This window comes from Labilibaculum filiforme, from assembly GCF_002843315.1.
In the GTDB taxonomy this organism is placed as follows: domain Bacteria; phylum Bacteroidota; class Bacteroidia; order Bacteroidales; family Marinifilaceae; genus Labilibaculum; species Labilibaculum filiforme.
In genome coordinates this window covers 32639-55516 of record NZ_MVDD01000011.1, presented here as the reverse complement: position 1 = coordinate 55516, position 22878 = coordinate 32639, and the positions used below count along the sequence as shown (strand labels likewise).

18 protein-coding genes are annotated in these 22878 nt (G+C 37.4%); 11 read left to right on the top strand and 7 right to left on the bottom strand.

What is annotated here, in order from left to right:
• Positions 1 to 19: 19 nt before the first annotated feature.
• The 3 genes from BZG02_RS14565 to BZG02_RS14555 are packed head-to-tail and all read left to right on the top strand — an operon-like array spanning position 20 to position 3088.
• Positions 20 to 1240, top strand: coding sequence for an ABC transporter permease (locus tag BZG02_RS14565; RefSeq protein WP_101262176.1), 1221 nt, complete (start codon positions 20 to 22; stop codon positions 1238 to 1240).
• A 55-nt stretch (positions 1241 to 1295) separates the two neighbouring features.
• Positions 1296 to 2360 (top strand): sensor histidine kinase, encoded by a 1065-nt coding sequence (locus BZG02_RS14560; RefSeq protein WP_101262175.1) that lies wholly within the window; start codon positions 1296 to 1298, stop codon positions 2358 to 2360.
• 2 nt (positions 2361 to 2362) lie between these two features.
• Positions 2363 to 3088: a LytR/AlgR family response regulator transcription factor gene (locus BZG02_RS14555; RefSeq protein WP_101262174.1), complete on the top strand. Its 726-nt coding sequence runs from the start codon at positions 2363 to 2365 to the stop codon at positions 3086 to 3088.
• Between the two features lie 39 nt (positions 3089 to 3127).
• Here BZG02_RS14555 and BZG02_RS14550 read toward each other — a convergent pair whose 3' ends face one another.
• Positions 3128 to 3832, bottom strand: coding sequence for a queuosine precursor transporter (locus BZG02_RS14550; RefSeq protein ID WP_101262173.1), 705 nt, complete (start codon positions 3830 to 3832; stop codon positions 3128 to 3130).
• A 65-nt stretch (positions 3833 to 3897) separates the two neighbouring features.
• Positions 3898 to 4191, bottom strand: a complete 294-nt coding sequence (locus BZG02_RS14545) for a hypothetical protein (protein WP_143470484.1) — start codon at positions 4189 to 4191, stop codon at positions 3898 to 3900.
• Positions 4192 to 4245: 54 nt separating this feature from the next.
• Here BZG02_RS14545 and BZG02_RS14540 point away from each other — a divergent pair, with 54 nt between their 5' ends.
• From BZG02_RS14540 to BZG02_RS14510, 7 genes are all read left to right on the top strand, one after another.
• A complete protein-coding gene (locus tag BZG02_RS14540) occupies positions 4246 to 4578 on the top strand; it encodes an ArsR/SmtB family transcription factor (RefSeq protein ID WP_101262171.1) in 333 nt (110 codons plus the stop codon).
• Between the two features lie 51 nt (positions 4579 to 4629).
• Positions 4630 to 5097, top strand: coding sequence for a DUF6428 family protein (locus BZG02_RS14535; protein WP_101262170.1), 468 nt, complete (start codon positions 4630 to 4632; stop codon positions 5095 to 5097).
• A 45-nt stretch (positions 5098 to 5142) separates the two neighbouring features.
• Positions 5143 to 5757: an arsenate-mycothiol transferase ArsC gene (locus BZG02_RS14530; protein WP_101262169.1), complete on the top strand. Its 615-nt coding sequence runs from the start codon at positions 5143 to 5145 to the stop codon at positions 5755 to 5757.
• 3 nt (positions 5758 to 5760) lie between these two features.
• Positions 5761 to 6807 (top strand): ACR3 family arsenite efflux transporter, encoded by a 1047-nt coding sequence (arsB, locus tag BZG02_RS14525; protein ID WP_101262168.1) that lies wholly within the window; start codon positions 5761 to 5763, stop codon positions 6805 to 6807.
• 446 nt (positions 6808 to 7253) lie between these two features.
• Positions 7254 to 7979: an SDR family oxidoreductase gene (locus BZG02_RS14520; protein ID WP_101262167.1), complete on the top strand. Its 726-nt coding sequence runs from the start codon at positions 7254 to 7256 to the stop codon at positions 7977 to 7979.
• A 259-nt stretch (positions 7980 to 8238) separates the two neighbouring features.
• A complete protein-coding gene (locus tag BZG02_RS14515) occupies positions 8239 to 9327 on the top strand; it encodes a CNNM domain-containing protein (RefSeq protein WP_101262166.1) in 1089 nt (362 codons plus the stop codon).
• 110 nt (positions 9328 to 9437) lie between these two features.
• Complete coding sequence (locus BZG02_RS14510) at positions 9438 to 10238, top strand: carbon-nitrogen hydrolase family protein (RefSeq protein WP_101262165.1); 801 nt, start codon at positions 9438 to 9440, stop codon at positions 10236 to 10238.
• Positions 10239 to 10908: 670 nt separating this feature from the next.
• Here BZG02_RS14510 and BZG02_RS14505 read toward each other — a convergent pair.
• The 4 genes from BZG02_RS14505 to BZG02_RS14490 all read right to left on the bottom strand — a co-directional run bounded on the left by BZG02_RS14505 (position 10909) and on the right by BZG02_RS14490 (position 19720).
• The gene (locus tag BZG02_RS14505; protein ID WP_218972250.1) at positions 10909 to 12213 is read right to left on the bottom strand and encodes a glycoside hydrolase family 117 protein; all 1305 of its coding nucleotides are present in this window, start codon (positions 12211 to 12213) and stop codon (positions 10909 to 10911) included.
• 103 nt (positions 12214 to 12316) lie between these two features.
• Positions 12317 to 14467 (bottom strand): glycoside hydrolase family 3 N-terminal domain-containing protein, encoded by a 2151-nt coding sequence (locus BZG02_RS14500; RefSeq protein ID WP_101262164.1) that lies wholly within the window; start codon positions 14465 to 14467, stop codon positions 12317 to 12319.
• 1032 nt (positions 14468 to 15499) lie between these two features.
• Positions 15500 to 17719, bottom strand: a complete 2220-nt coding sequence (gene bglX, locus BZG02_RS14495) for a beta-glucosidase BglX (protein WP_101262163.1) — start codon at positions 17717 to 17719, stop codon at positions 15500 to 15502.
• A 387-nt stretch (positions 17720 to 18106) separates the two neighbouring features.
• Positions 18107 to 19720, bottom strand: coding sequence for a dipeptidase (locus BZG02_RS14490; protein WP_101262162.1), 1614 nt, complete (start codon positions 19718 to 19720; stop codon positions 18107 to 18109).
• A 208-nt stretch (positions 19721 to 19928) separates the two neighbouring features.
• On the opposite strand from BZG02_RS14490, the gene truA reads away from it, so the two are divergent.
• The gene (truA, locus tag BZG02_RS14485; RefSeq protein WP_101262161.1) at positions 19929 to 20732 is read left to right on the top strand and encodes a tRNA pseudouridine(38-40) synthase TruA; all 804 of its coding nucleotides are present in this window, start codon (positions 19929 to 19931) and stop codon (positions 20730 to 20732) included.
• Between the two features lie 6 nt (positions 20733 to 20738).
• Here truA and BZG02_RS14480 read toward each other — a convergent pair whose 3' ends face one another.
• Positions 20739 to 22877 (bottom strand): PAS domain-containing hybrid sensor histidine kinase/response regulator, encoded by a 2139-nt coding sequence (locus tag BZG02_RS14480; RefSeq protein WP_101262160.1) that lies wholly within the window; start codon positions 22875 to 22877, stop codon positions 20739 to 20741.
• Between the last annotated feature and the right edge of the window lies 1 nt (position 22878).

The window sequence follows — 22878 nt, the reverse complement described above, 5'->3', positions numbered from 1 at the left end:
ATAAAAAAAGTATAAAACAATGAAACTGATTAATTTATTTAAGATCGCCACCGCAGCTATTATCCGAAATAAAATGCGTTCGTTTTTAACCATGCTTGGCATTGTAATAGGTGTAGCTGCCGTAATTGCCATGTTGGCCATTGGCCAAGGATCGAATGCAAGTATTCGCAGTACAATTTCCTCTATGGGAACCAATCTGATTAGCGTAAAACCCGAAAGTCAGAATCGTGGTGGTGTGCACCAAGGGCAATCTACTTCACAAAAACTAAAAGTAAGCGATGTTGACTATTTAAAAAGTAAGAGCCTTCTTATTAATGCCATATCCCCCGAGGTAGATGGCAGCGGGCAGGTAATATATGGCGCCAACAACTGGCCCACTCAAATTTATAGTGGCAACGAGGAGTATTCTTTCATTAAAAAATATGAAGTTGAAACTGGACGAATTTACACTTCGGCAGAAATAAAAAAGGCTGCTAAGGTATGCTTGGTCGGACAAACCGTAATTGAGAATGTATTTGCCGAAGGTGAAGATCCTATTGGTAAGAGCATACGATTTAATAACATTCCGTTTAAAGTCATTGGTACTTTAAAGGAGAAAGGTAACAACACCTTTGGGCAAGATCAGGATGATATGATACTTGCACCCTACACAACGGTAATGAAACGTATTAACAGACAAACGTATTTACGCGCCATTGTTATATCGGCCAAATCGGAAGATCAGATTGTGGCAACAAGTGCTGAAATAACCAAGCTGTTGCGTACAGCTCATAAATTAAAAGAGAGTGCAGATGATGATTTTGAAATAAGAACTCAAGAAGAGCTCATTAGCAATTTTGGTTCGATATCGGAAATGATGTTGGTTTTGTTAGGCTCCATAGCGGGTATATCCTTAATTGTAGGTGGCATTGGAATTATGAATATTATGTACGTGTCGGTTACCGAACGAACACGCGAAATAGGCTTACGTATGGCTATTGGTGGAAAAGGGAAAGATATTTTGCGTCAGTTTCTTTTAGAAGCTACCCTTTTAAGTGTTTTTGGCGGCATTATTGGTATCGTACTAGGAATTACAGCATCAAATATTGTAGAAGATGCATTGGGATGGCCCGTTTTAATTACAACAAATTCGATCCTATTATCCTTTTTATTTTGCACATTTATTGGTGTATTTTTTGGATGGTATCCTGCACGAAAAGCGGCAAAAATGGAACCAATTGAAGCATTACGTCACGAATAGTGAAATGAATGCCATGCTTTGTAGTTGTCAATATTAAAAATAGTAAATTTACAGTATGGAAATTTATAAAAACAGAATAGAAAAATGCTTACCTCATGTTGCTGGCATACTACTTTTTTCCATTCTCCCACTCTTTGTATTTGATAGCAATGATGACCGAGATATTTTTTGGATGTATAGCTACTATTATCAACTAATTTTTATGCTTGTAGCTTTCTATGTTAATTATTTAGTAATTGCTCCCCGTTTTTTCTTCGAAAAGAAAAAACTATATTTTATTGGTGTTCTATTACTGTTTACCATTCTGTTACTTATTGCATCGCAATATTTATATGAGCTGTTGCAGATAGACAATTTAAGACCTAAAAGTATAATTGGTGGAAAAGTTGCCCATGCAAAAAGAACTTTTGGCTTGCATCCTAAAATTATCGACAACTTCTTCTTACTGTCGGTTGTACTTGGTTTTAGCACGGGAATGGCGAATATACAACGCTTAAAACACAAAGAAAATGAACAAAAAGAAATTGAAAAAGTGCGCCTAAATACGGAGTTGGCATTCCTAAAAAATCAAATTAGCCCTCATTTCTTTTTTAATTCACTGAATAATATATACGCATTAATTGCAATTGATGGAGATAGAGCTCAAAAAGCCGTAGAAAAATTATCTGGATTAATGCGTTATTTAATCTATGAATCGGATATTAAAACGGTAGAGCTAAAAAAGGAATTTGAATTTATGCAAAACTACATTGATTTGATGCAACAAAGGCTAAGTTCAAAAATAAAATTAAATGTCGACATCGATTCTCAACTACCCAATGCCAAAATACCGCCATTGTTATTCATCCCATTTATCGAAAACGCTTTTAAGCATGGCATTAGCTACCGGGAGAATTCCTTTATATCCATATCGCTGAAAGCAGAAATGAATACTATCATTTTTGAATGCACCAATAGTATTCCCGAAAACAAACAGGAAACTGCCCAGGGGACAGGAGGAATTGGCATCGTAAATATTAAAAAACGTTTAGAGCTTATTTATGGGAATCTGGCCGAGCTAACAATAGACAAAGACAAAAGCCGGTATCTGGTTCACTTAACCATTCCATTAGATTTATAAGGATGAACAAAATTACATGCATAGCCATCGACGATGAACCCTTAGCCTTAGGCTTAATGGTATCACATATAAAAAAAACTCCCTTCCTTGAATTAAAAGGTGAATTCGATAATCCTATTGATGCCATGGAGTTTTTACAAAAAAAATCGGTACAACTTATCTTTTTAGACATTCAAATGCCCGATTTTACAGGCATAGAATTCGCACGAACACTTGATGAAGATTGTAAAGTCATTTTTACTACAGCCTACAATAAATATGCCGTTGAAGGCTTTCAATTACATGCACTCGATTATTTATTAAAGCCAATTAGTTATGAGGTATTCCTAACCTCTGTGAAGCATGCAAAACAGCATTTTGATTTATTACAATCTGTTGCTCCCAATTCCGCAATGGAAACCGACGAAAACTATCTGTTTGTAAAGGCCGACTATCAAGTAAAGCGTGTTGATTATAACGAAATACTTTACATTGAAGGTCTTAAAGACTATGTGAAATTATATGTTGAAGACTCGATAAAACCAATCGTTTTTCATGCTACCATGAAATCCTTAGAAGAAAAATTACCGACTGATAAATTTATGCGAATCCATCGCTCCTATATCGTGAGTCTCGATAAAATTAAAACCATAGAACGAGATCGTATTCTATTTGGAAAAGAACGTATTCCAATTAGCAAGCAGTACAAAGATGTTTTTGATGATTTTGTAAAACGAAAATTTCTCTAAACCACTGCAAACCAGATGAAGGCATCGTTTAAACAGACATTAATCCAAATAGAACTTTCCCTTTTTGAATATTCTTTTGCCCCAATATACGAATGGCGTATCGGCCACAGCAACAATAAATTTCAAGAAATAAGTGGTGATAAATATCTCCCACATTACAGACGTTTCGAAAACTCCCCAAAACGCAATAAGTACAAAAACAGTACTATCTATAAACTGAGAAATAATGGTACTCAAATTGTTACGTATCCAAATTTGATTCTCGTTTGGAAAGCGTTTTCGCCAAAAATGATAAGCCCACACATCGTGCCTTTGAGAAAGTAAATATGCCACCAAACTAGCAACCGCTATGCGAGGCATTAAACTAAAAATAGTACTAGTAGCTTCGTGTGCACGGCCTGCAAACTCATCTCCCGCTAAGGGAATAAAAAGCAAAGACATATTCATTAACAGGGTCATGGAAATGAGACTAAAAAACCCAATCCAAACCGCCTTTTTTGCGTCTTCTTTCCCGTAATTTTCCGATAATATATCGGTCACCAAAAACGACGAAGCATAAACAATATTACCTAAGGTGGCAATTAAACCAAAAAACTCAACAGTTTGAATAACTTGAATGTTGGCAACAATAACCGAAATTGGAATCCAAATAATTAATCCCCACTTACCAAATATTCGATACGCCAAAATAATGAACAAGAAGTTTGCCAGCAACATGGCCAGCCATAAAATTTCATTTTGCATTTTTTTATTTTTTAATTGAAGTAAGAAAAAACAGACCGCAAATCGCGATTAAACAGTTCTTTACTTCACCGCAGGGAGATGCCACCTGCTTTGTTGATACTAAATTCGGGATGCAAATGTAAGTAAAATTGCTCATTTGTAAGAAAGCTATTGCTGGTAATAAGCGGAAATGCAATAAACTCCATGCCCATTCGCACGAAGAAAAACAGTTGAACTCGGAGAAAAACTGTAGAAAAAGCCAATTTTACCCAATCCTCAATCATTCCTCGAATTTTAAAAGCTGGCCGTCCTTTTTCACGACAAATTACTCCCATTTGCATTGAAAAACATAAATTTTGTATTAATATCCTCTGCATCATTTTGATTTTTTAAATCTTAATCGTAATATTGCAATGAACAAATAAATAAATGAAATGGGTTTAGCAAAAACAGAAATATTTACCGATCAACAAAATGAAATTGCTCTTTTTGCAAAAGCATTCGGACATCCGGCAAGGGTTTCTATCTTACAATACCTTTTTAAAACAGACTCGTGTATTTGTGGAGATTTAGTAAGTGAAATTGGATTGGCCCAACCAACCATTTCGCAACATTTAAAAGAACTAAAACAGTTAGGCTTAATAAAAGGAAATGTAGAAGGTACCAGTGTTTGCTATTGCATTCACAAAGAAAATTGGACTGCAATGAAAAGCCTTCTTTCCGATTTTCTAAATCAAGATCTAAGTCAATTAGACGATTGTTGCTAAAAAATTTAAATGAATTAATCGTATTATCGCAATCAACAAATAGATACAGAAATGAAATTATCAGCAGTAAAATCGATATTAAAAGAATTGAAATCCATCAGCTTTCAATTGCCAAACGGAGAATTAGTACCACAGCACTTTCACGTAACCGAGGTAGGTAAAGTCACAAAACACTTTATTGATTGTGGCGGAACCGTAAGAAACGAAGAAGTGGTAAACTTTCAACTTTGGAATGCAAATGACTACGACCACCGCTTGCATCCCGAAAAATTGTTGAACATCATCGAGCTTTCCGAAAAAATTTTAAAAATAGAAGATTTAGAAATCGAAGTAGAATACCAAGCAGAAACGATTGGAAAATTCGGACTTGATTTTGACGGAAAAAATTTCTTACTAAGCAGCAAACAAACCGACTGTTTGGCCAAAGATAAATGTGGTATTCCCGAGGATAAAATCAAATTGAATCCTGCCGATTTAAAGGTGGTGACTTGTTGTTCGCCCAATGGAAACTGTTGCTAAAAAAAACGATATAATTTTAAAATAAAATAATAAAAATAAGAAGTTATGCTATTTACAGAAATAGACCAAACCATAAAGGGATTGAATCCGGAAAGTATTTCGGCAGAGCGTAAAGCAGTTTTGCAAGCTCTAAGTGACTTTATTCAATCAAAAGTTACCAATGGGGAGGAAATAAGACTCAACTTTATTTGCACCCACAACTCGCGGAGAAGTCATTTAACACAAATTTGGGCACAAGCCATGGCTCACCATTTTGGTATTAAAAATGTATTTTGTTATTCGGGCGGAACCGAAGGCACTGCTCTTTTTCCTATGGTTGCCAAAACATTGCAAGAGTCAGGCTTTCAAATTGAGACCATTGCCGAAAGCAACAACCCAATTTATAGTATTAAATATGCCGATAACGAGCATCCAATTATCGGATTTTCGAAAAGCCTAAATGATAATTTCAACCCAAAATCGGGATTTGCAGCAATTATGACTTGCTCGCAAGCCGATGGAGCTTGTCCTTTTATTGCCGGTGCCGAAAAACGGATTCCAATTACCTTTGAAGATCCGAAAGCATTCGACAATACGCCCCAACAAGCTGAAAAATATAAAGAAAGAAGTCTGCAGATTGCAAGCGAACTATTATTCGTTTTTTCTCAAATAAAATATTAAAAGATGGCAGGTAAAAAATTAAGTTTTCTGGACAGAAACCTAACAATATGGATATTTGTAGCAATGGCTATTGGAGTTGGAATAGGTTATTTCGTACCCACTTTCCCAAATATCATTAACTCATTTAGTAGCGGAACAACCAATATTCCTATTGCAATTGGCTTGATATTAATGATGTATCCGCCTTTGGCAAAAGTGAACTATGCCTTGTTGCCAAAAGTTTTCCGAAACACAAAAATTCTCTCTATTTCGCTAGTTCTGAATTGGATCATTGGTCCTGTTTTGATGTTTATTTTAGCAATTACCTTTCTGCGCGATTATCCCGAATACATGGTTGGACTTATTTTAATTGGTTTGGCCCGTTGTATTGCAATGGTTTTGGTATGGAACGACCTTGCCGAAGGAAGTAGTGAATATGGAGCTGGCTTAGTTGCCTTAAATAGTATTTTTCAGGTATTTGCATACAGTTTTTATGCCTGGATTTTTATTACCGTTCTTCCACCCTACTTTGGATTCGAAGGTGCTATTGTCGATATTTCCATCGGAACGATCGCCGAAAGTGTAGCAATTTATTTAGGAATTCCGTTTGTTATGGGAATACTAAGTAGATTGATTTTAGTAAAACTAAAAGGAGAAGAATGGTACTCCAAAAAGTTTATTCCAAAGATTTCACCAATTACCTTAATTGCTCTTTTGTTTACCATTGTGGTTATGTTCTCGCTAAAAGGAGAATTGATTGTTCAAATTCCAATGGACGTGCTGATTATTGCAGTTCCTTTGCTGATCTATTTCACCTTAATGTTTATCATCGGATTTTTCGTTACCAAAGCAACAGGTGCAACATACGACAAAACAACTTCGGTAGCCTTTACAGCTGCGGGTAATAATTTCGAATTAGCAATTGCCGTTGCCATTGCAGTTTTCGGATTAAATTCGGGACAAGCATTTGCAGGAGTTATTGGCCCTTTGGTGGAGGTTCCTGCTTTAATTTTATTGGTTCGGGTTTCGTTTTGGCTGAAGAAAAAATATTACGGAAAGGCCGTTGCATAAAAGCAGACACACTCGCAAGCATAAAAACTTGTAGTAAGTTTAAAAATAGAAGTAAGCTGTAGAACAATCTGCAGCTTATTTTTTTGTTTTACCGACAATAAAAATGCTTTCCTGAAAAAGAGGTGAAAAAAGATGGTAATTGAACCAGCCTTGCAAATTGAAACCAATAAAAACAATTCAAGCCCGCTCCTATTCGACCAAATAATGTTGAAATGTACACCGCTAAAAACTTAGTTTAGTGTTGCAAATTACAAGCACAGTTATTTTTTGTGTCTCCGTAAAACAAGTATATTTAAGTTTAAAACCATATAATACCAAATTAACATCGAAACACATCTAATAAAATGATTCATTTGAAATTAAATTGGTATAACTGAATCTTTTTTTTTGACCGACTAGCATTGGCAAAAACTTAAAAATAAGCTGAACACCTAATAAAATAGAAAATGAATAAAGTAGTAATAGTAACAGGAGCATCGCGAGGAATTGGTAAAGAAATAGCGGTTTTATTGGCTAAAAACGGAGACAAAATTGTTGTTAACTATGCCAATAGTGAAAAGGAGGCAAAAAATACAGTAGAACAAATAAAAAAAGAAGGTGGTGCTGCAATTGCCATTCAAGCAGATGTAAGCAATAAAAAGCAAGTTACATCGCTATTCGACAAAGCGATGGAGCACTATGGTCAGGTAGATGTTTTAATCAACAATGCAGGTATAATGATTAATAAACCACTAGCGGAAAATACCGAAGCTGATTTTATAAAACAATTCGATATCAATGTAAAAGGAACCTTTAATACCTTGCAGGAGGCTTTCTTTAAACTATCGGACAATGGAATAATAATTAATCTTTCCTCGAGCACCGTAAAATTAATGCTACCATCCTATGCTCTTTATTCGGCATCGAAGGCTGCGGTGGAACAAATGACAAGAGTTTTCTCGAAAGAAATTGGCAGGGGAATTTCGGTGAATGCGATAGCACCAGGACCAACCAACACAGAACTTTTTTTAAACGGAAAATCGGAAGAGTTTATAAAAACATTGATCCGTCAGAACGCTTTCGACCGACTTGCCGAACCAAGTGACATTGCTAAAGTGGTACTTTTCTTAGCCAGCGATCAATCCAAATGGATTTCGGGACAGGTAATAGGAGTGAACGGGGCTATGGTATAAGCCGGGAAAGCAGCAAGCCAAGGCGATACAAATCCACTCCTGCCCTATTTAAAAACTTTCTTAATTTAAGTACGAAAACTGCCCGTTACGAAATAAATATTTAAATTTATGCAACTTGTTTTTGCATGCTCTTGTAAGTAATTTTTTTTGAACAAAAAGTTTTCGAAAGCGCGAAAAAATTAGTGAAAATTGTAGGACGCATGGTAAAGAAAACAGCTTCCTATTTTTTTGTATCATTATAAATTTTGAAAAAAAAAACATGACCTTACTGATCATCTATTTATTTCTGGCCCTATTTGTTTCATTTCTCTGTTCTATTATGGAAGCCGTATTGCTTTCAACACCACTATCCTTTTTAATGGTTAAGCATGAAAATGGCGACAATAAAGCAAAATCATTTATTGATTTAAAAACCAATATTGATAAGCCTTTATCTGCAATTTTATCTTTAAATACGGTAGCGCATACAGTTGGTGCCGCTGGTGTTGGAGCACAAGCTGTTCAACTTTTTGGGGAAGCTTCATTTGGCATTGTATCTGCAATTTTAACCATTCTAATTTTGGTGATCACCGAAATAATTCCAAAAACAATTGGCGCTACCTATTGGAGAAATCTGGCCATGATTTCTTCTCAAATTATTCAAGGCATGATTATTATTACCTATCCCTTGGTAATTCTGTCGGCAGTGCTTACGAAACTTATTTCGAAAAATAAGCAGGAGCAAACTACTAGTAGAGAGGAAATTGCAGCATTAACAAATATTGGAGCCGACGAAGGTATTTTTACCAATAAAGAACACAAAATAATTCAAAATTTACTTCGTCTTAAAAATGTGAAAGCAACCAAAATAATGACTCCAAGAGTTGTTGTTGCTGTTGCCGATGAAAACCTCTTTCTAAGCGAATTTTTAAAGAATAAAGACTATTTAAGGTTCTCCCGAATCCCAATTTATTCCGGAAATGATGAAAACATAACCGGCTACGTTTTTAGACAGGAAGTTTTTGAGAAACTGGCAGAAGACCAACATAATTTACAGCTGAAAGATGTAAAACGAAAAATAGTTACCGTTCCCAATACGATGGTACTATTTGCATTGTGGGAAAAACTACTGGAGAAAAAAGAACACATTGCATTAATTGTTGATGAATATGGTGGTTTAGACGGAATTGTAAGCATGGAAGATATTATTGAAACCATGCTTGGTTTGGAAATAATTGATGAAACCGATACCATTATCGACATGCAAAAATATGCAAAGGATAGATGGCAGGAAAGACAGGCAAAATATAATACCATCGACAAATTAAATAAACAAAACGAGGAAAAACCGCCGTCTAAAAACACCTGACAGCAAGCAGTAAAAGAATCTAATTTAGAGGATCATCCCCCCAAGCTTTACTATTCCCGAAAAGCCTTTAATGGCATGGAATAAAAAAATAAGAACCGAAATTCAAAAAAATGAAACTTGCTGCAGTGCCTATCCAATCGATTATTGGGGATTTTGACTTTAATGTAAAAGAAACGATTAAATGGCTTACTAAGCTAAGCGCAGAAGCGGTTGACTTTGTGCTTTTTCCAGAATTAAATTTGACTGGCTACACAAAAAACACAGAGGTAATTAAGACTGCCAACCAAAAAAAGGAACTTATTTTTAATGCTTTAAAGAATGCCTCTACCCGTTTAAATATTGCCTTTGCAGTAGGTTTTCCCGAACAAATAGGAATGGAAATTTACATCTCGCAAGTTTTATTTGAAAATGGAGAAATTGCCGGCATTCACCGAAAAACACATTTAGGCCCCACCGAAAAAGATACCTTTACGGCTGGTAACGAAATTGCAGTGTGCAATTTGGCACAGCAAGTTATTGGAATGCAGCTGTGCTACGAGTCGCACTTTCCGATAGTAAGTACCATACAAGCGCAACAAAAAGCCAGCATTCTCGCCTACGCCTTTGCCTCGCCAAAAGAAGATGCCAACACAAAACTGGATCGGTTCGAGCGATTTTTAAGCACACGTGCCTACGATAATTCCTCTTATGTGATGGCCTGCAATTTAAATGGTGTATCCGATAAAGGAACAGCGATTCCTGGCTTAAGTATTATTATCGACCCTAAAGGAAAAACCATATCCAAATCGTTAGAAAAGGGTTTTAGTGCAACTACTATCGATCCCAACCAACTCGATACCATTCGAAAATCGAAAATGGCCTGCTTCACCCAACATAACCGCAACGATTTGTATGCAAAATATTATCGGTAAGTAAGACAATGGCAGGAGGTTTTAGAAGGAAAAACCAAAGTTCCAATAAAATTTGCAAAAGATCTGATCTGTCTCCTATCTCTTTTTTAATCAGCTACAAAAAAAAGGTTTTTATCGAAACCCTTGAAATCATTAATCCCAAGGTTTGTATCACCTATCCATTGGGGCATTTTATATCTCAATAGACCAAAAAACGATATCAACAGACTTGTAAACTCCTCCCATTAGCTTAAAAATAGCTTCAACTGACCTAAAAACTAAATCAATAGACTAGATCACCCATCCACGATGGTAAAATAATGTCTTTAACGGATAACAAATATTACACTCTATAAAAAAAGCTGTCTTCCATTAAACCTTTTACAAAAATACAAGTCAATACAGGTGAGAAATAAAATTTTCAATTTTAAGCAATCGAAAAGCTTCGCACTCCCCACCAAAATAGTCTGGTTCCCTTATCGCAAGTAATTACTATTATATGGGGGAGGAAAATTGCAGGTAGCTATATTCTTTTGTTTATTTAAAAATTATATTTCTTTTAACTACATACAACAAATACCAAACCCTTCGAACCAAATGGCGCGAAGGGTTTATTTTTTGGAATTTATTTTGCTTTTGCGGCTATTCTCAAGCAATTTATTTGCAGCAAGAACAAGCTAAGCAGGTATTTTTATTGGGTACTAAGCACTTCTGCATTTTCTTTTGCAATTCGCTCGCGTTGTTGTTGACTTAATCCTTGCTTAAAATACAGCTCGTTTGGCAAGAGTACATTAGATTGTTTCATGCTAGGATCGTTGGTACTTTGACTTAAGTCGCAATCGAAGCGACCCAGTTTAGAATACATTTTATTCCAATTGTTACCGGCATTAATAAAGTGCGACAATCCCCAAGTTATACCATCGGCATTTTTATTATCCGCAAAGGCATCGGGTGAAAAAGGCCCTGCAGCGGTCGGCACCAATTGGGTGACTGCGGCAATCTCAAAGTTCACCCAGTCTTTGGCATACTGTATGGTGTAATGCTCAATTCCATCGGTTCCAACAATAGCTGCTACTCCCTCTTTAAATGGGAACAGAATGGTTTCATGTCCCGAGTTCATCACCGGATTTAGCGGATGCTTCACAAAAGGTCCCTCTGGCGAATCGGCAATGGTCACGCCCCAGCAATCCCAATGTTTACGGTTGGCATCTCGCTCGCCCAAGCCCGATTTGTAGTAAATGTAAATTTTGCCATTGTGTACCAAAGGATATGGATCGTGAATAACCCGATGATCCCATTCATTTTCGGCTCCGAAAGGAATCACAACTTTATTTAAAGCAGTCCACGGTCCATTTGGCGAATCGGCATACGACATGGCCACAGGACAAGCATCAGTAGCTCCGCCAGCAGTTTTCTTTCCACTTGGCGCACTAAATGCCTGATAATACAAATAGAATTTCCCTTTCCATTTTAAAACATCAGAGGTAGCTACCGAACGCCAGCCTGGTTGTGGTTTTGGCGGACGAGTTACGGCTACACCTTGTTCTTCCCAGGTAAAACCATCGGTACTTGTGGCGTACCAAATTTCGGCCAAATCCCAATCTACCGATGGAATGGTATCGTTACACTTCTCGTAGCCCATCGGTTTTGTAGCCGTGTTACGATGCGTGTACCACACGTAATATTTTCCATCTTCAAAAATCACTTTCGACGGATCGCGACGGGTAATGGTTCCATCTCCCCCATGGTAATCCAAGCCTTTTAGTTCGGTATACTTAAAATTGGTGTACAACTCATTATCTAACAATCGAGGTGCTTCGTAGTGTTCAAAACTGCGTTTTATGGCCGAACTTACTTCTCTATCGGACTCTAAATTTTTAAGGTAAAGTGGAAATGCCCCTGCTTTTTCACTCATTTTTGGTTCGGTGCTGTTTGTGCAAGACAAAAACAGGCCTAGAACCAGTAAACTCAATCCAATTGTTAATTTCTGCATCATCATTTTATTCTTTACAGATCTCTCTATTTTATAGCTATAAAAAGACCATATTACTATCGGTAGTACGGCTCATGGCCGATGATTTATTGTTTGAAATCTTCTTCTAATTTTTTGACGCTTCAATCGTAAAACTTGCTTTCAATCCTTTGTCCGAATTTGGAGCAATCCACACTTCAAACTCTCCTGCTTCCACTACAGGTTCCAAATCGGCATTCAGCACTGCTAAATCTTTGGCCTTCACAATAAATTTCACCTCTTTAGCCTCTCCTGCTTTTAAGCTGATTTTTTTAAAGCCTTTCAATTCTTTTATCGGACGAGTGGTAGAACCTACCAAATCGTGAATGTACAATTGAACAATTTCAGTGCCCTCTGTTTTACTGGTATTGGTGATTTTTGCTGATAGCTCAAACGATCCCTTCGTGTTCATTTTTGAAGATGACAATTGGATATCCTCGTACTTAAAAACCGAATAAGTCAAACCATAGCCAAAAGGATACAAAGGCTTCACCAGTTGATGCAAGTAGGTATTCAACTCTGGTCTGCCACTGTTTCGGTGGTTATAATACATTGGAATGTGTCCCGTAGCGGCAGGAAAAGTGGTGGTTAATTTTCCTGATGGATTTTCATTTCCATAAATAAGATCGGCCAAAGCATTTCCCGCTTCGGTACCCGGATGCCAGGCAATCAACAAGGCATCAGAATTTTGTTTTTCGGCGGCTAAATTCAAAGGGCGACCATTAAATACAACAGTAACAATGGGTTTTTTGTGCTTTTTTAGCCCTTCAATAAATTCACTTTGATTATTCGGTAAGCGAATATCGGAACGAGAATTGTTTTCGCCAAACAGATTGCGTTTTTCACCCACACAGGCAATAATGACATCTGTTGATGCATTTACCTCATCAATGACTTGAACACCTGCAGGTGCATTGTCTTTTAATCCTTTACTGGCTGAAACCAGATCTTTTTCATTTCCCTCCGATCGCCACCAGCCCATCAGTTGCTTTTCTTTGGCAAAAGGACCCACTACCGAAACCACCAATTTTCCTTTGCGGATTGGCAAAACCTGATTGTTCTCGAGCAAAACCATACTTTGAGCAGCCACTTTACGAGCCAATGCTCTTTTCTCTTTGCTCAACAATTCCGAATCTTGTCTTTTCTCATCGGTATACGGATTTGCGAACAAAGCCTTTCTAAATTTCACATACAAAACTCTTCGAACGGCCTCATCCAATTTCTCACCATCAATTTTCCCTTTCGGGATTTTAGGGTAAATCAAACTCTTCATCTCCATATCGATGCCCGCATGCAATGCTTTTACACCAGCATCAATCGAATCGGCAGCCATACCATGATGAGTGAGGTGCTCAACGGCATCCCAATCGCTCACCACAAAACCCGGAAACTGCCATTTGTTTTTTAAGATTTGAGTCAGGTTTTTCTCGTTCGCAGTAGATGGAATTCCATTTATATCGTTAAAAGCACTCATCACCGTTAAGGCTCCTGCATCAACACCTGCTTTAAAAGGTGGCAAATACACCTCGTGCAAGCTACGTTCCGAAATTTCGGTGTACTGATAATCACGTCCGCCCATGGCAGCACCATATCCTACAAAATGCTTTAAGCAAGCCACCACCTTTTCAGGATTGGCAACATCCTCTCCCTGATAGCCTTTTATGGATGCCGCACCGAAACATCCATTCAAATAAGCATCTTCACCAAAGCACTCTGCAATGCGTCCCCATCTCGGATCGCGCGATACATCCACCATAGGTGCAAATGTCCAATCGATACCAAATGCCGAAGCTTCCTTGGCTGCTAGCGAAGCCGCTTCTTTTACCAAAAGGGTATCCCAAGTACACGACTGCGCCAAAGACAAGGGAAAAATGGTTTTATAGCCATGAATCACATCATGGCCAAAAATTATGGGAATGCCCAATCTTGATTCTTCCACAGCAATTCTCTGCATTTCGTTTCGCTTGGCCACACTGGGAATCGAACCGGCAGAAAGTAGCAAAGAACCTACTTTTCCGGCTCTAATTTGTTGCTCTAAATTGTCATCACTCTTTTTGAGAACCACCTGAGATAGCTGCCCCATTTTTTCCGCATAACTCATTTGAGACAATAGACCATCTATCTTTTTAGCGATCTGCTTTTCTGATTCTGAAATTTGTTGTGACTCTTTTTTCGTTTGCGAACAAGATGCCAAGCCAATGATTACAATAAAAACAATTAAAAATTTGATGGATTTCATAGACTATAGTGATTCGTTAAATTAAAGATGTTTGGTTTAAAATCAATCTTATTCTAAATAATTAATAAAATGCCAACTCCTAAGGCACTCAAAAAAAATGTTATTTCAATAGCAACTATCAACACACAAAAGTGAACCGCAGATATGGTAAAATCTTGTTAATTTTTAAGCAAAAAACTTCAAAGTTAATTCCCCATTTTTTAATTCTTAATTTATAATTCTTAATTATCAAATTCATAACTCTTAATCATCAGTATTACTATTCCGACGCAAAGATGTCTCGCTTTCCAAATGACATTTTTTTCTGCGTCGGTACTTACTGTCACTTCTTATCCCAGGGTGGCATTCGCGCCGCTCATTTACCCCGGGTTATTGGAGTTGGAGCCCTTCAGGCTCGAGTGAAATCAAATTCCCATTTGCGAAGAGTTGCAAATAGAATATGGATAAGTTTAAGCACAAAGCTTCAATATGAATTCCCTAATTTTTAATTCTTAATTTTTAATTCTTAATTATCAAATTCATAACTCTTAATCATCAATATTGCCTTTCCGACGCAAAGCAGTCTCGCTTTCCAAATGATATTTTCACTGCGTCGGTACTTACTGTTACTTCTTATCCCAGGGTAGCATTCGCGATGCTCATTTACCCCGGGTTATTGGAGTTGGAGCCCTTCAGGCTCGAGTGAAATCAAATTCCCATTTGCGAAGAGTTGCAAATAGAATATGGATAAGTTTAAGCACAAAGCTTCAATATGAATTCCCCAATTTATAATTCTTAATTATCAAATTCATAACTCTTAATCATCTGTATTGCTATTCCGACGCAAAGAAGTCTCGCTTTCCAAATGACATTTTTTTCTGCGTCGGCACTTACTGTTACTTCTTATCCCAGGGTAGCATTCGCGTTGCTCATTTTCCCCGGGTTATTGGAGTTGGAGCCCTTCAGGCTCGAGAATTAGCAAATAGAATATTGATAAGTTTAAGCACTGAGCTCCAATATGAATTCCATAATTCATAACTCTTAATTAAAAACTTATTTTAGGTGAAAACTAGTTTCTTTTAAATCGCTTGAATTGGGACCAATAAAGAGGGTAAATTCTCCTGCCTCAACAGTCGTTTTGTAATCGCGACCAATAAAACTTAGCTTATCGGATGTAATTTCGAAAATAACGGTTTTGCTCTCTCCTGCTTCTAAATCAAGCAAAGCAAAATCTTTCAATTCTTTCATGGGGCGAATTACCGATGCAAATTGATCGCGCAAGTACAACTGAACAATTTCACGACCAGCTACTTTTCCTGTATTGGTAATTTTTATACTCGCATTAAGACTTCCTTCTTGGGTCATTTCCGAACTACTCAACTCAATAGCTGAATAATCGAAACTGGTGTAAGACAAGCCGTAACCAAATGGATACAAGGGTGCATTTTGCACATCACGATAAGTGGTAGAATACCTGTCGTCGTTAGGTCCGGCATTAAAGGAATGACTTGTTTTCTTATAGCTATGAAAAATTGGCACCTGACCTTCGTGATAAGGAAAAGTAACTGGCAATTTCCCACAAGGATTAAATTTTCCAGATAGCACTTCTGCAACCGCTTCTCCTCCTACTGTTCCCGGCATCCAAGCCTGTAGAACAGCATCCGAATTTTCGGCTACCTGTGTTAAAACGTAAGGTCTTCCTGTTGCAATAAGCGAAACAATTGGCTTGCTTGTTTTGGCTAGTTCAGCCAACAATTGCTCCTGCAATCCAGGCAAATGCAAGGAAGCTGTTCCTCCACCTTCCCCACTCATCCAATACTCCTCACCCAAAACTACAATTACTAAATCGGCTTCTTGAGCCACTTTCACAGCTTCTGGAATTAAATGGGCTCCAGCCATTTTAAAGCTATCGATCTCACATCCTTTGGCATAAGTCAAATTAACATCTCCGCCAAACTCCTTTTCTAATCCTTCATAAATAGAAATCACATCCTCAGGATTTCCCTTGCAAGCCCACCAGCCTAATAGATCTCTTTTCACTTTTGCAAAAGGACCCACTATGGCAATGTTCTTCACTATTTTTTTGATGGGTAGAATTTGCTCTTTATTTTTAAGCAAAACCATACTCTTCAATGCAATGTCTTTTGTCTCGGCAAAATTCTTTTCCGATAACAACTCTTTATCTTGTCTTTTCTCATCGAATAAAGCCAAGGCATCATCCAGCAAACCAGCTTTTTGTTTTAATATCAAAACTTGACGAACTGCATCGTCTACTTGTTTCTCTGTAATCTTTCCCGTTTTTACCAAGTATGGAATCAACTGAACGTATTTTTCTGAAGACATGTCCATATCAATACCCGCATCCATAGACATCACAGTTGCTATCGTGTCATTCTCGGCAACGCCAATTTTCACCATGTTTGGAATGGTTTGCCAATCGGTCATTGTTAAGCCTTTAAAACCCATTTCGCCACGCAACACATCCTGCATTAAAAATTTGCTGGCTGTAAGAGGCAAACCATCGTAAGCCGTGTAAGCACACATTAAACTGGCCACGTCTGCATCAATTGCCGCCTGAAAAGGAGGCAAATAAACTTCGCGCAATTCCCGTTCCGATACATCCTGAATGTTGTAATCGCGACCCGCTAAAGACGCGCCATAGCCTGCGAAATGCTTTACACAAGCCAATATATTTTGATTTTCGTTCTCTCCAGAATTCTGAAAGCCATGCACACGAGCGGCTGCCACCAAGCTCCCCAAATAAGGATCTTCACCAGCAGCTTCAATAATTCGTCCCCATCGAGGATCGCGACAAACATCAACCATAGGTGCATAAGTCAGTTGGATGCCTGCAGCTCTAGCTTCTCTGGCAGCAACAGCCGCCGATTTGCGAATGGCCTCTAAATCCCAACTGGCAGCTTCGGCTAATGGAATTGGAGCAATGGTTTTGTAACCATGAATCACATCCTCCTGAAATAGAATAGGAATGCCACTTTTCGACTCTTCCACAGCAATTTTCTGTAATCTCAAATTCTGAGCTGCTCCATTCGATTTTATCACACTTCCAATTTTCCCATCCCGAATCATTTGCAAATGCTTCTCGCTAGGTTCTCCCTCAATTGGAATCAAGTTCAACTGCCCAGCCTTTTCTTCGATGCTAAGCTTACTTAAAATGGATTCAATCTGTTGTGCTTTTGCTGAGTTATTTTGAGCTATAACACTACTAAATGGCAATAATATAAATACAAGTAAGAATAATAATGTGCAATTCATAGTTCTAAAATATAATTTAAACTTGTTATATAAATGCAAGTATATGCTTATTAAGCAAACATTCTAAAACAAAAATAAGTTAAAAACCTATTTTACCAAATAAAACCTTCTTTTAGAATCAAACACCCCCCTCGCCGCTTTCGAAACACTTCAACATGTAACAATTTTTCTTTCTTGGGCGAATGTCTACTGCACATCATCACAAATTAACATCAAAATAAGTCTTATAAAATGTTTCTTTCCAGCTAGATTTTCGTTAAAAAAGATGGGATTTTGACAAAAAAAAGAGCCATTCAATTGGTAATTGAACAGCTCCTCCTTATTCCAACAAGGTCGCTAATTTATATATTAGAACTCATTTGTTATTTATTTACAGGACTTTCCGGATTAAAATCCCATGCCAAATCTTCCCCAATACTCATTCTCCAGTTCTTTCCAACGCAGCATGGTAGCGCCAGTAAAATCGCGGGTATATTTGTTCAAAATTACTTTTGCTTCTTCGGTTTTTCCTTCTTTCAGTAATTTCTGAATTTGTGTTTCTAATATTGCAGCCTCATTAAATCCTTTCTCCTCGAAGTAAGCAACCTCTTCCATCATTTCCTTTCGAGTAGTTTGCCACTGCAAAGTAGCCAATTTGTTGGCCTTCCGATATTGCCAAATTGCAGCATCGTTACGATAGCGTTGCTGACCACAAAATTGGAAACTCTCTGGCAATTCCGTTGTTCCGGAATAAATCGGAATACGAGGACTTTGACCAGGATTATCGAAAGAAAACCACGCTCTTCCACCAATTTCATCGGGCAACCAATCTCTTAACTGAATGATATGAGAATACGAACACCACGAAACGGCAACAGTTCGCTGGTACTCAACAGAACCCTCTTCCAGGTAGTTATAAAGCTTACGATTATCGCCATTTGGCCAAGGATGCGCATTAAGAGCAGTAATCGTATCTACACCAATCTCCTCCTTCTCCTCATTGTATTTTTTTCGAAGCACATTCAAATTTTGGGTCATATCATACACGGTTCCTTCGTAGGTTTCGCGATACAAAGCAATTACATCGTGCACAGAAACCTTCCGATCCGGTTTTACCGAAAATGGTAACTCAGCCGCCTCAAAATCCAGGTGTAAGGATGGTGCCAAGGCATTCAGAATAAAAAACTCACGAATTTTAAATGGTTTTTCGACTTTTCCGTAGGCTTTCCAAAATTTAAATTCCTCTTGTCCATCCCAACGGCCTAATTCTTTTGCTACCGAAAATACATTCTCCGAATACTTAAAATAGTCTTTGTTTTTCTGATCGATCACACCTATACGTGAAATATTTGCCGATACACCAACATGATTATCTGGAATGCGCTGTGCGGCCCAAACCCCACCAATTTTATCGGGTCCTTCGCCAAAAATCTCCAATTGCCAAACCTCGTTTTTATCGGCAATGGTAATACATTCACCCCAATCGCCGTAGCCATACTCTTTAATTAGCTTTCCAATTAAATCAATCGCCTCGCGAGCCGTTGCACATCTTTGCAATGCAATCCGCTCCAACTCCTCAATCAGAAACATTCCGTTATCGTTCACCAACTCTTTCGGTCCCACAATGGTTGTTTCGCCAATAGCTAATTGTTTCTCATTTAAACATGGATAAGCGGTATTTAGGTAGGTATAAGTTTCTTTTGCCTGAGGAATTGTGCCCACCACAGTCATGTTCCGTCTGTCCCAGGCAGTCTCGGTTTTTAAACTTCCTTTGTAGATTTCAAGGCTTGTATCCTTCTCAAATTTTTGTCCTTTTTCTACTTGCAGCCAAGTTCTGTATTTTCCATCACAGGTATGACTGGTAATTACCGATCCGTCGGTAGTGGCTTTTTTGCCGACCAATATACTGGTACAACTTTCTCCGAAATAAGGATCGTTCACCTGATCGAATACCGATTGGGCATTAGACTGGTGAGTAGTAATTGTGAAAATCACCAAAATGGCAACCAATAATTTTTTCATTGTTTTGTTGTTTAAGTTTCTGCTCTAAACACCCAATTGTGTTATAATTTCTCTAAAAATGAGCTCTAAGATAACTTATTCGGAAGATTTATTGGCAAAAAACAGTCTATTTAAAAGGAGTTTAGAGAATTGCTATGCATTTTGAAAATTGACCCGATGAATTTATACCTTTGCCTGCAGAAAATTTTAAAAGTTAAAATTAGGTAAAGTGAGGTATTTTTTTCGCATTAGTTACAAGGGAACCAAATATAGAGGATGGCAACGACAGTTAAATGTTGTAAGTGTTCAGGCAATTATTGAAGATAATCTGTCGAAACTACTAAAGGAAAAAACCATTTGCATTGGATGTGGCAGGACTGATGCAGGAGTACATTCCTCGCAATATTATTTTCATATTAATACCGACAAAATCTGGAACGAACAACATCTTTTCGTTGTAAATAAAATGCTTCCTTCGGATGTTGTGGTGCACGATGTTTTTGAGGCAGGCGCCGATGATCATGCCCAAACCAGTGCCAAAGAAAGAACTTACAACTACTTTATTCACACCAAAGAAAATCCTTTTTTAAGTGAGCTTAGTTCCTATTATAATATCAAGCCCGACTTAAATAAAATGGCTAAGGCCGCTTCTATTTTCTCAAAATATCGCGAATTCAGGGCTTTTTGCAAATCGCCAGACAAGCACAACCATACACGCTGTCGCATATTTTCGCTACAAATATTTACCGATAGTTCCGAGACAAGCTTCCGCATACAAATTACAGCCAATCGATTCTTAAGAGGAATGATTCGAATTCTTGTTCACGAATTAATTGAAGTTGGAATGGGAATAAAAAGTATTGAAGCCTTCGAAACCATGATAAAAAACGAGATTCCTTCTAAATTTTTACAACTAGCTCCTGCGCAAGGTTTGTACCTATCGAAAGTTAAGTACCCATTTATAGAATTGGATCCATCAGACGAATTTTGTCCGTTGCTAAAAATGAATCAGTGGATAGAAGTTAAAGAGTAAGTAGTGTTAGTGCACGTATTTCTCAATTTTAAGATATAAATCTTCGGGATTAATTGGTTTGGATACAAAATCGTTCATTCCTGCGTTCAATACCTTTGTATGAATTTCGTTAAATAACGAAGCTGTAATCGCTAAAATTGGTATTTTCTGGTATTTCTCACCGGGCAAACTTCGAATACTCTCGGTTGCCTCGTAACCATCCATTACCGGCATTTGTAAATCCATTAGCACCATATCAAAATTATCCGACTGAACTTTCTCCAAGGCTACTCGTCCGTTCGTTGCAATTTCGTAGGTAATTTCCCATTTTTTCAGAAACTGTTTTATCATCAAAACATTCATCGGATTATCTTCCACCAGCAAAATATGCAAACCTTTCACTTTATTAAGATTCCGATAATTCCGAACTGTAAAATCAAGCTTTATTTGAGGGTGATGACTCACAATTAAATGCAAATCAAAAGTAAAAGTAGTTCCAAATTCAAGATCACTCTTTACATCAATAGAACCACCCATTATCTCAATTAACTTTTTCGAAATGGTAAGTCCTAAACCAGTTCCACCATACAATCGAGTGGTATTTGAGTCGGCCTGCGAAAAAGATTGAAATATTTCGTCCTGCTTATGCTCTGGAATTCCTATTCCCGTATCTTTTATCTCAAATTTCACTTTTAGCTTATCCGCATACCGTTCCTGATAGGAAACTACAATCTGTACATTTCCCTTATCGGTAAACTTAATTGCATTACCGCACAGGTTATTAAGAATTTGAGAAATACGTGTTGGGTCTCCAATTAAATTAACAGGAATTTTAGGATCGATATCCACTATAAAATCCAATCCTTTCTCTCTCGATCGAGGGATAAAAACGGAAGCAATATTTTGAATCAGATTCCTAAAATTAAACTCTACCGCTTCCACAGTAACGCGACCAGCCTCAATTTTACTAAAATCAAGAATATCATTAATTAAAGCCATTAAATTATCCGCCGAAAGTTTCAATATATTGATATTCTGAATTTGGTCTTCGCGAGGATTATCTTCCGATAATAAATGAGTAACTCCAATCACGGCATTCATGGGAGTACGTATTTCGTGCGACATGGTGGACAAAAACTGTGCTTTTACCAATGTTGCATTTTCGGCCTTCTCTTTGGCAATAATTAACTCCTGTTCTACCCGTTTTCTTTCCGATAAGTCATTCAGAACAACAAAAGAGACAGTCCCTTCCATCAATGGAACCGTATTTAAAGCAATCTCAACAGGAAATTCCGACCCATTTTCCTTCAGATGTATCCAATCGAACTTCGCATAACCTTTGGTCTTACATTCCTCAATCCAAGTTCTTGCTGTTTCTAATGACAAAGCTCCATTTGGTTGGTATTGGGGCGAAAAATCGGCTACCGATCTACCAATAAAATCTTCTTTTCGGCTTACCCCAAATAGATCGAGACAAGCCTTATTACATTCAAAAAACTGCGATCCTTTAGTAATTAAATAAGCTACAGATGACTTTTCAAATATCAATTTAAATTTTTCTTCTGTTTTGTTCTTCTCTGCTTCTAATCTTTTTCTTTCGGTAATATCTTTTACAGTTCCGGTAAAACCACTTTTAATTCCATCCCTTTCTTTGGCAAGTCTAATAGTAGCTTCGCACCATTTGTAACTACCACTATTGGTTAATATTCGACCTTCAATAAAACAAAAGTTACTTTCCCCTTCTATCAAAGTTCTCAATTTCAACAAACAGGACTTAATATCATCAGGATGTATAAATTCAAAAGCATTAACTCCAATACTCTTATCAATAGTAAAACCAGTAATTTTTGTCCATGCCACATTTAAATACAACCATTCCCCCGAAAAAGTAGTTTGAAAAATTATTTCCGAAATACTATTTACAATAGTTTCCATTCGGGAAGAAGTTTCTTTCACCTCTTCGGTTTTATTTTGAAGCGTTTTTTGCAGCTCCTTATTAAGCGTAAAAAGTTCCACCGAACAAGTTTCCAAAATATTCTCGTGCTGTTTTAGGTCGGTATCGTAGTCTGTGTAAGCTTCATTCACTGCCTTCAGAAAGTATTCAAATTTACTTTCATCCTCCGCAGATAAATACTTACGGATCTGCCTTTTCAAAAGTCGATGCATA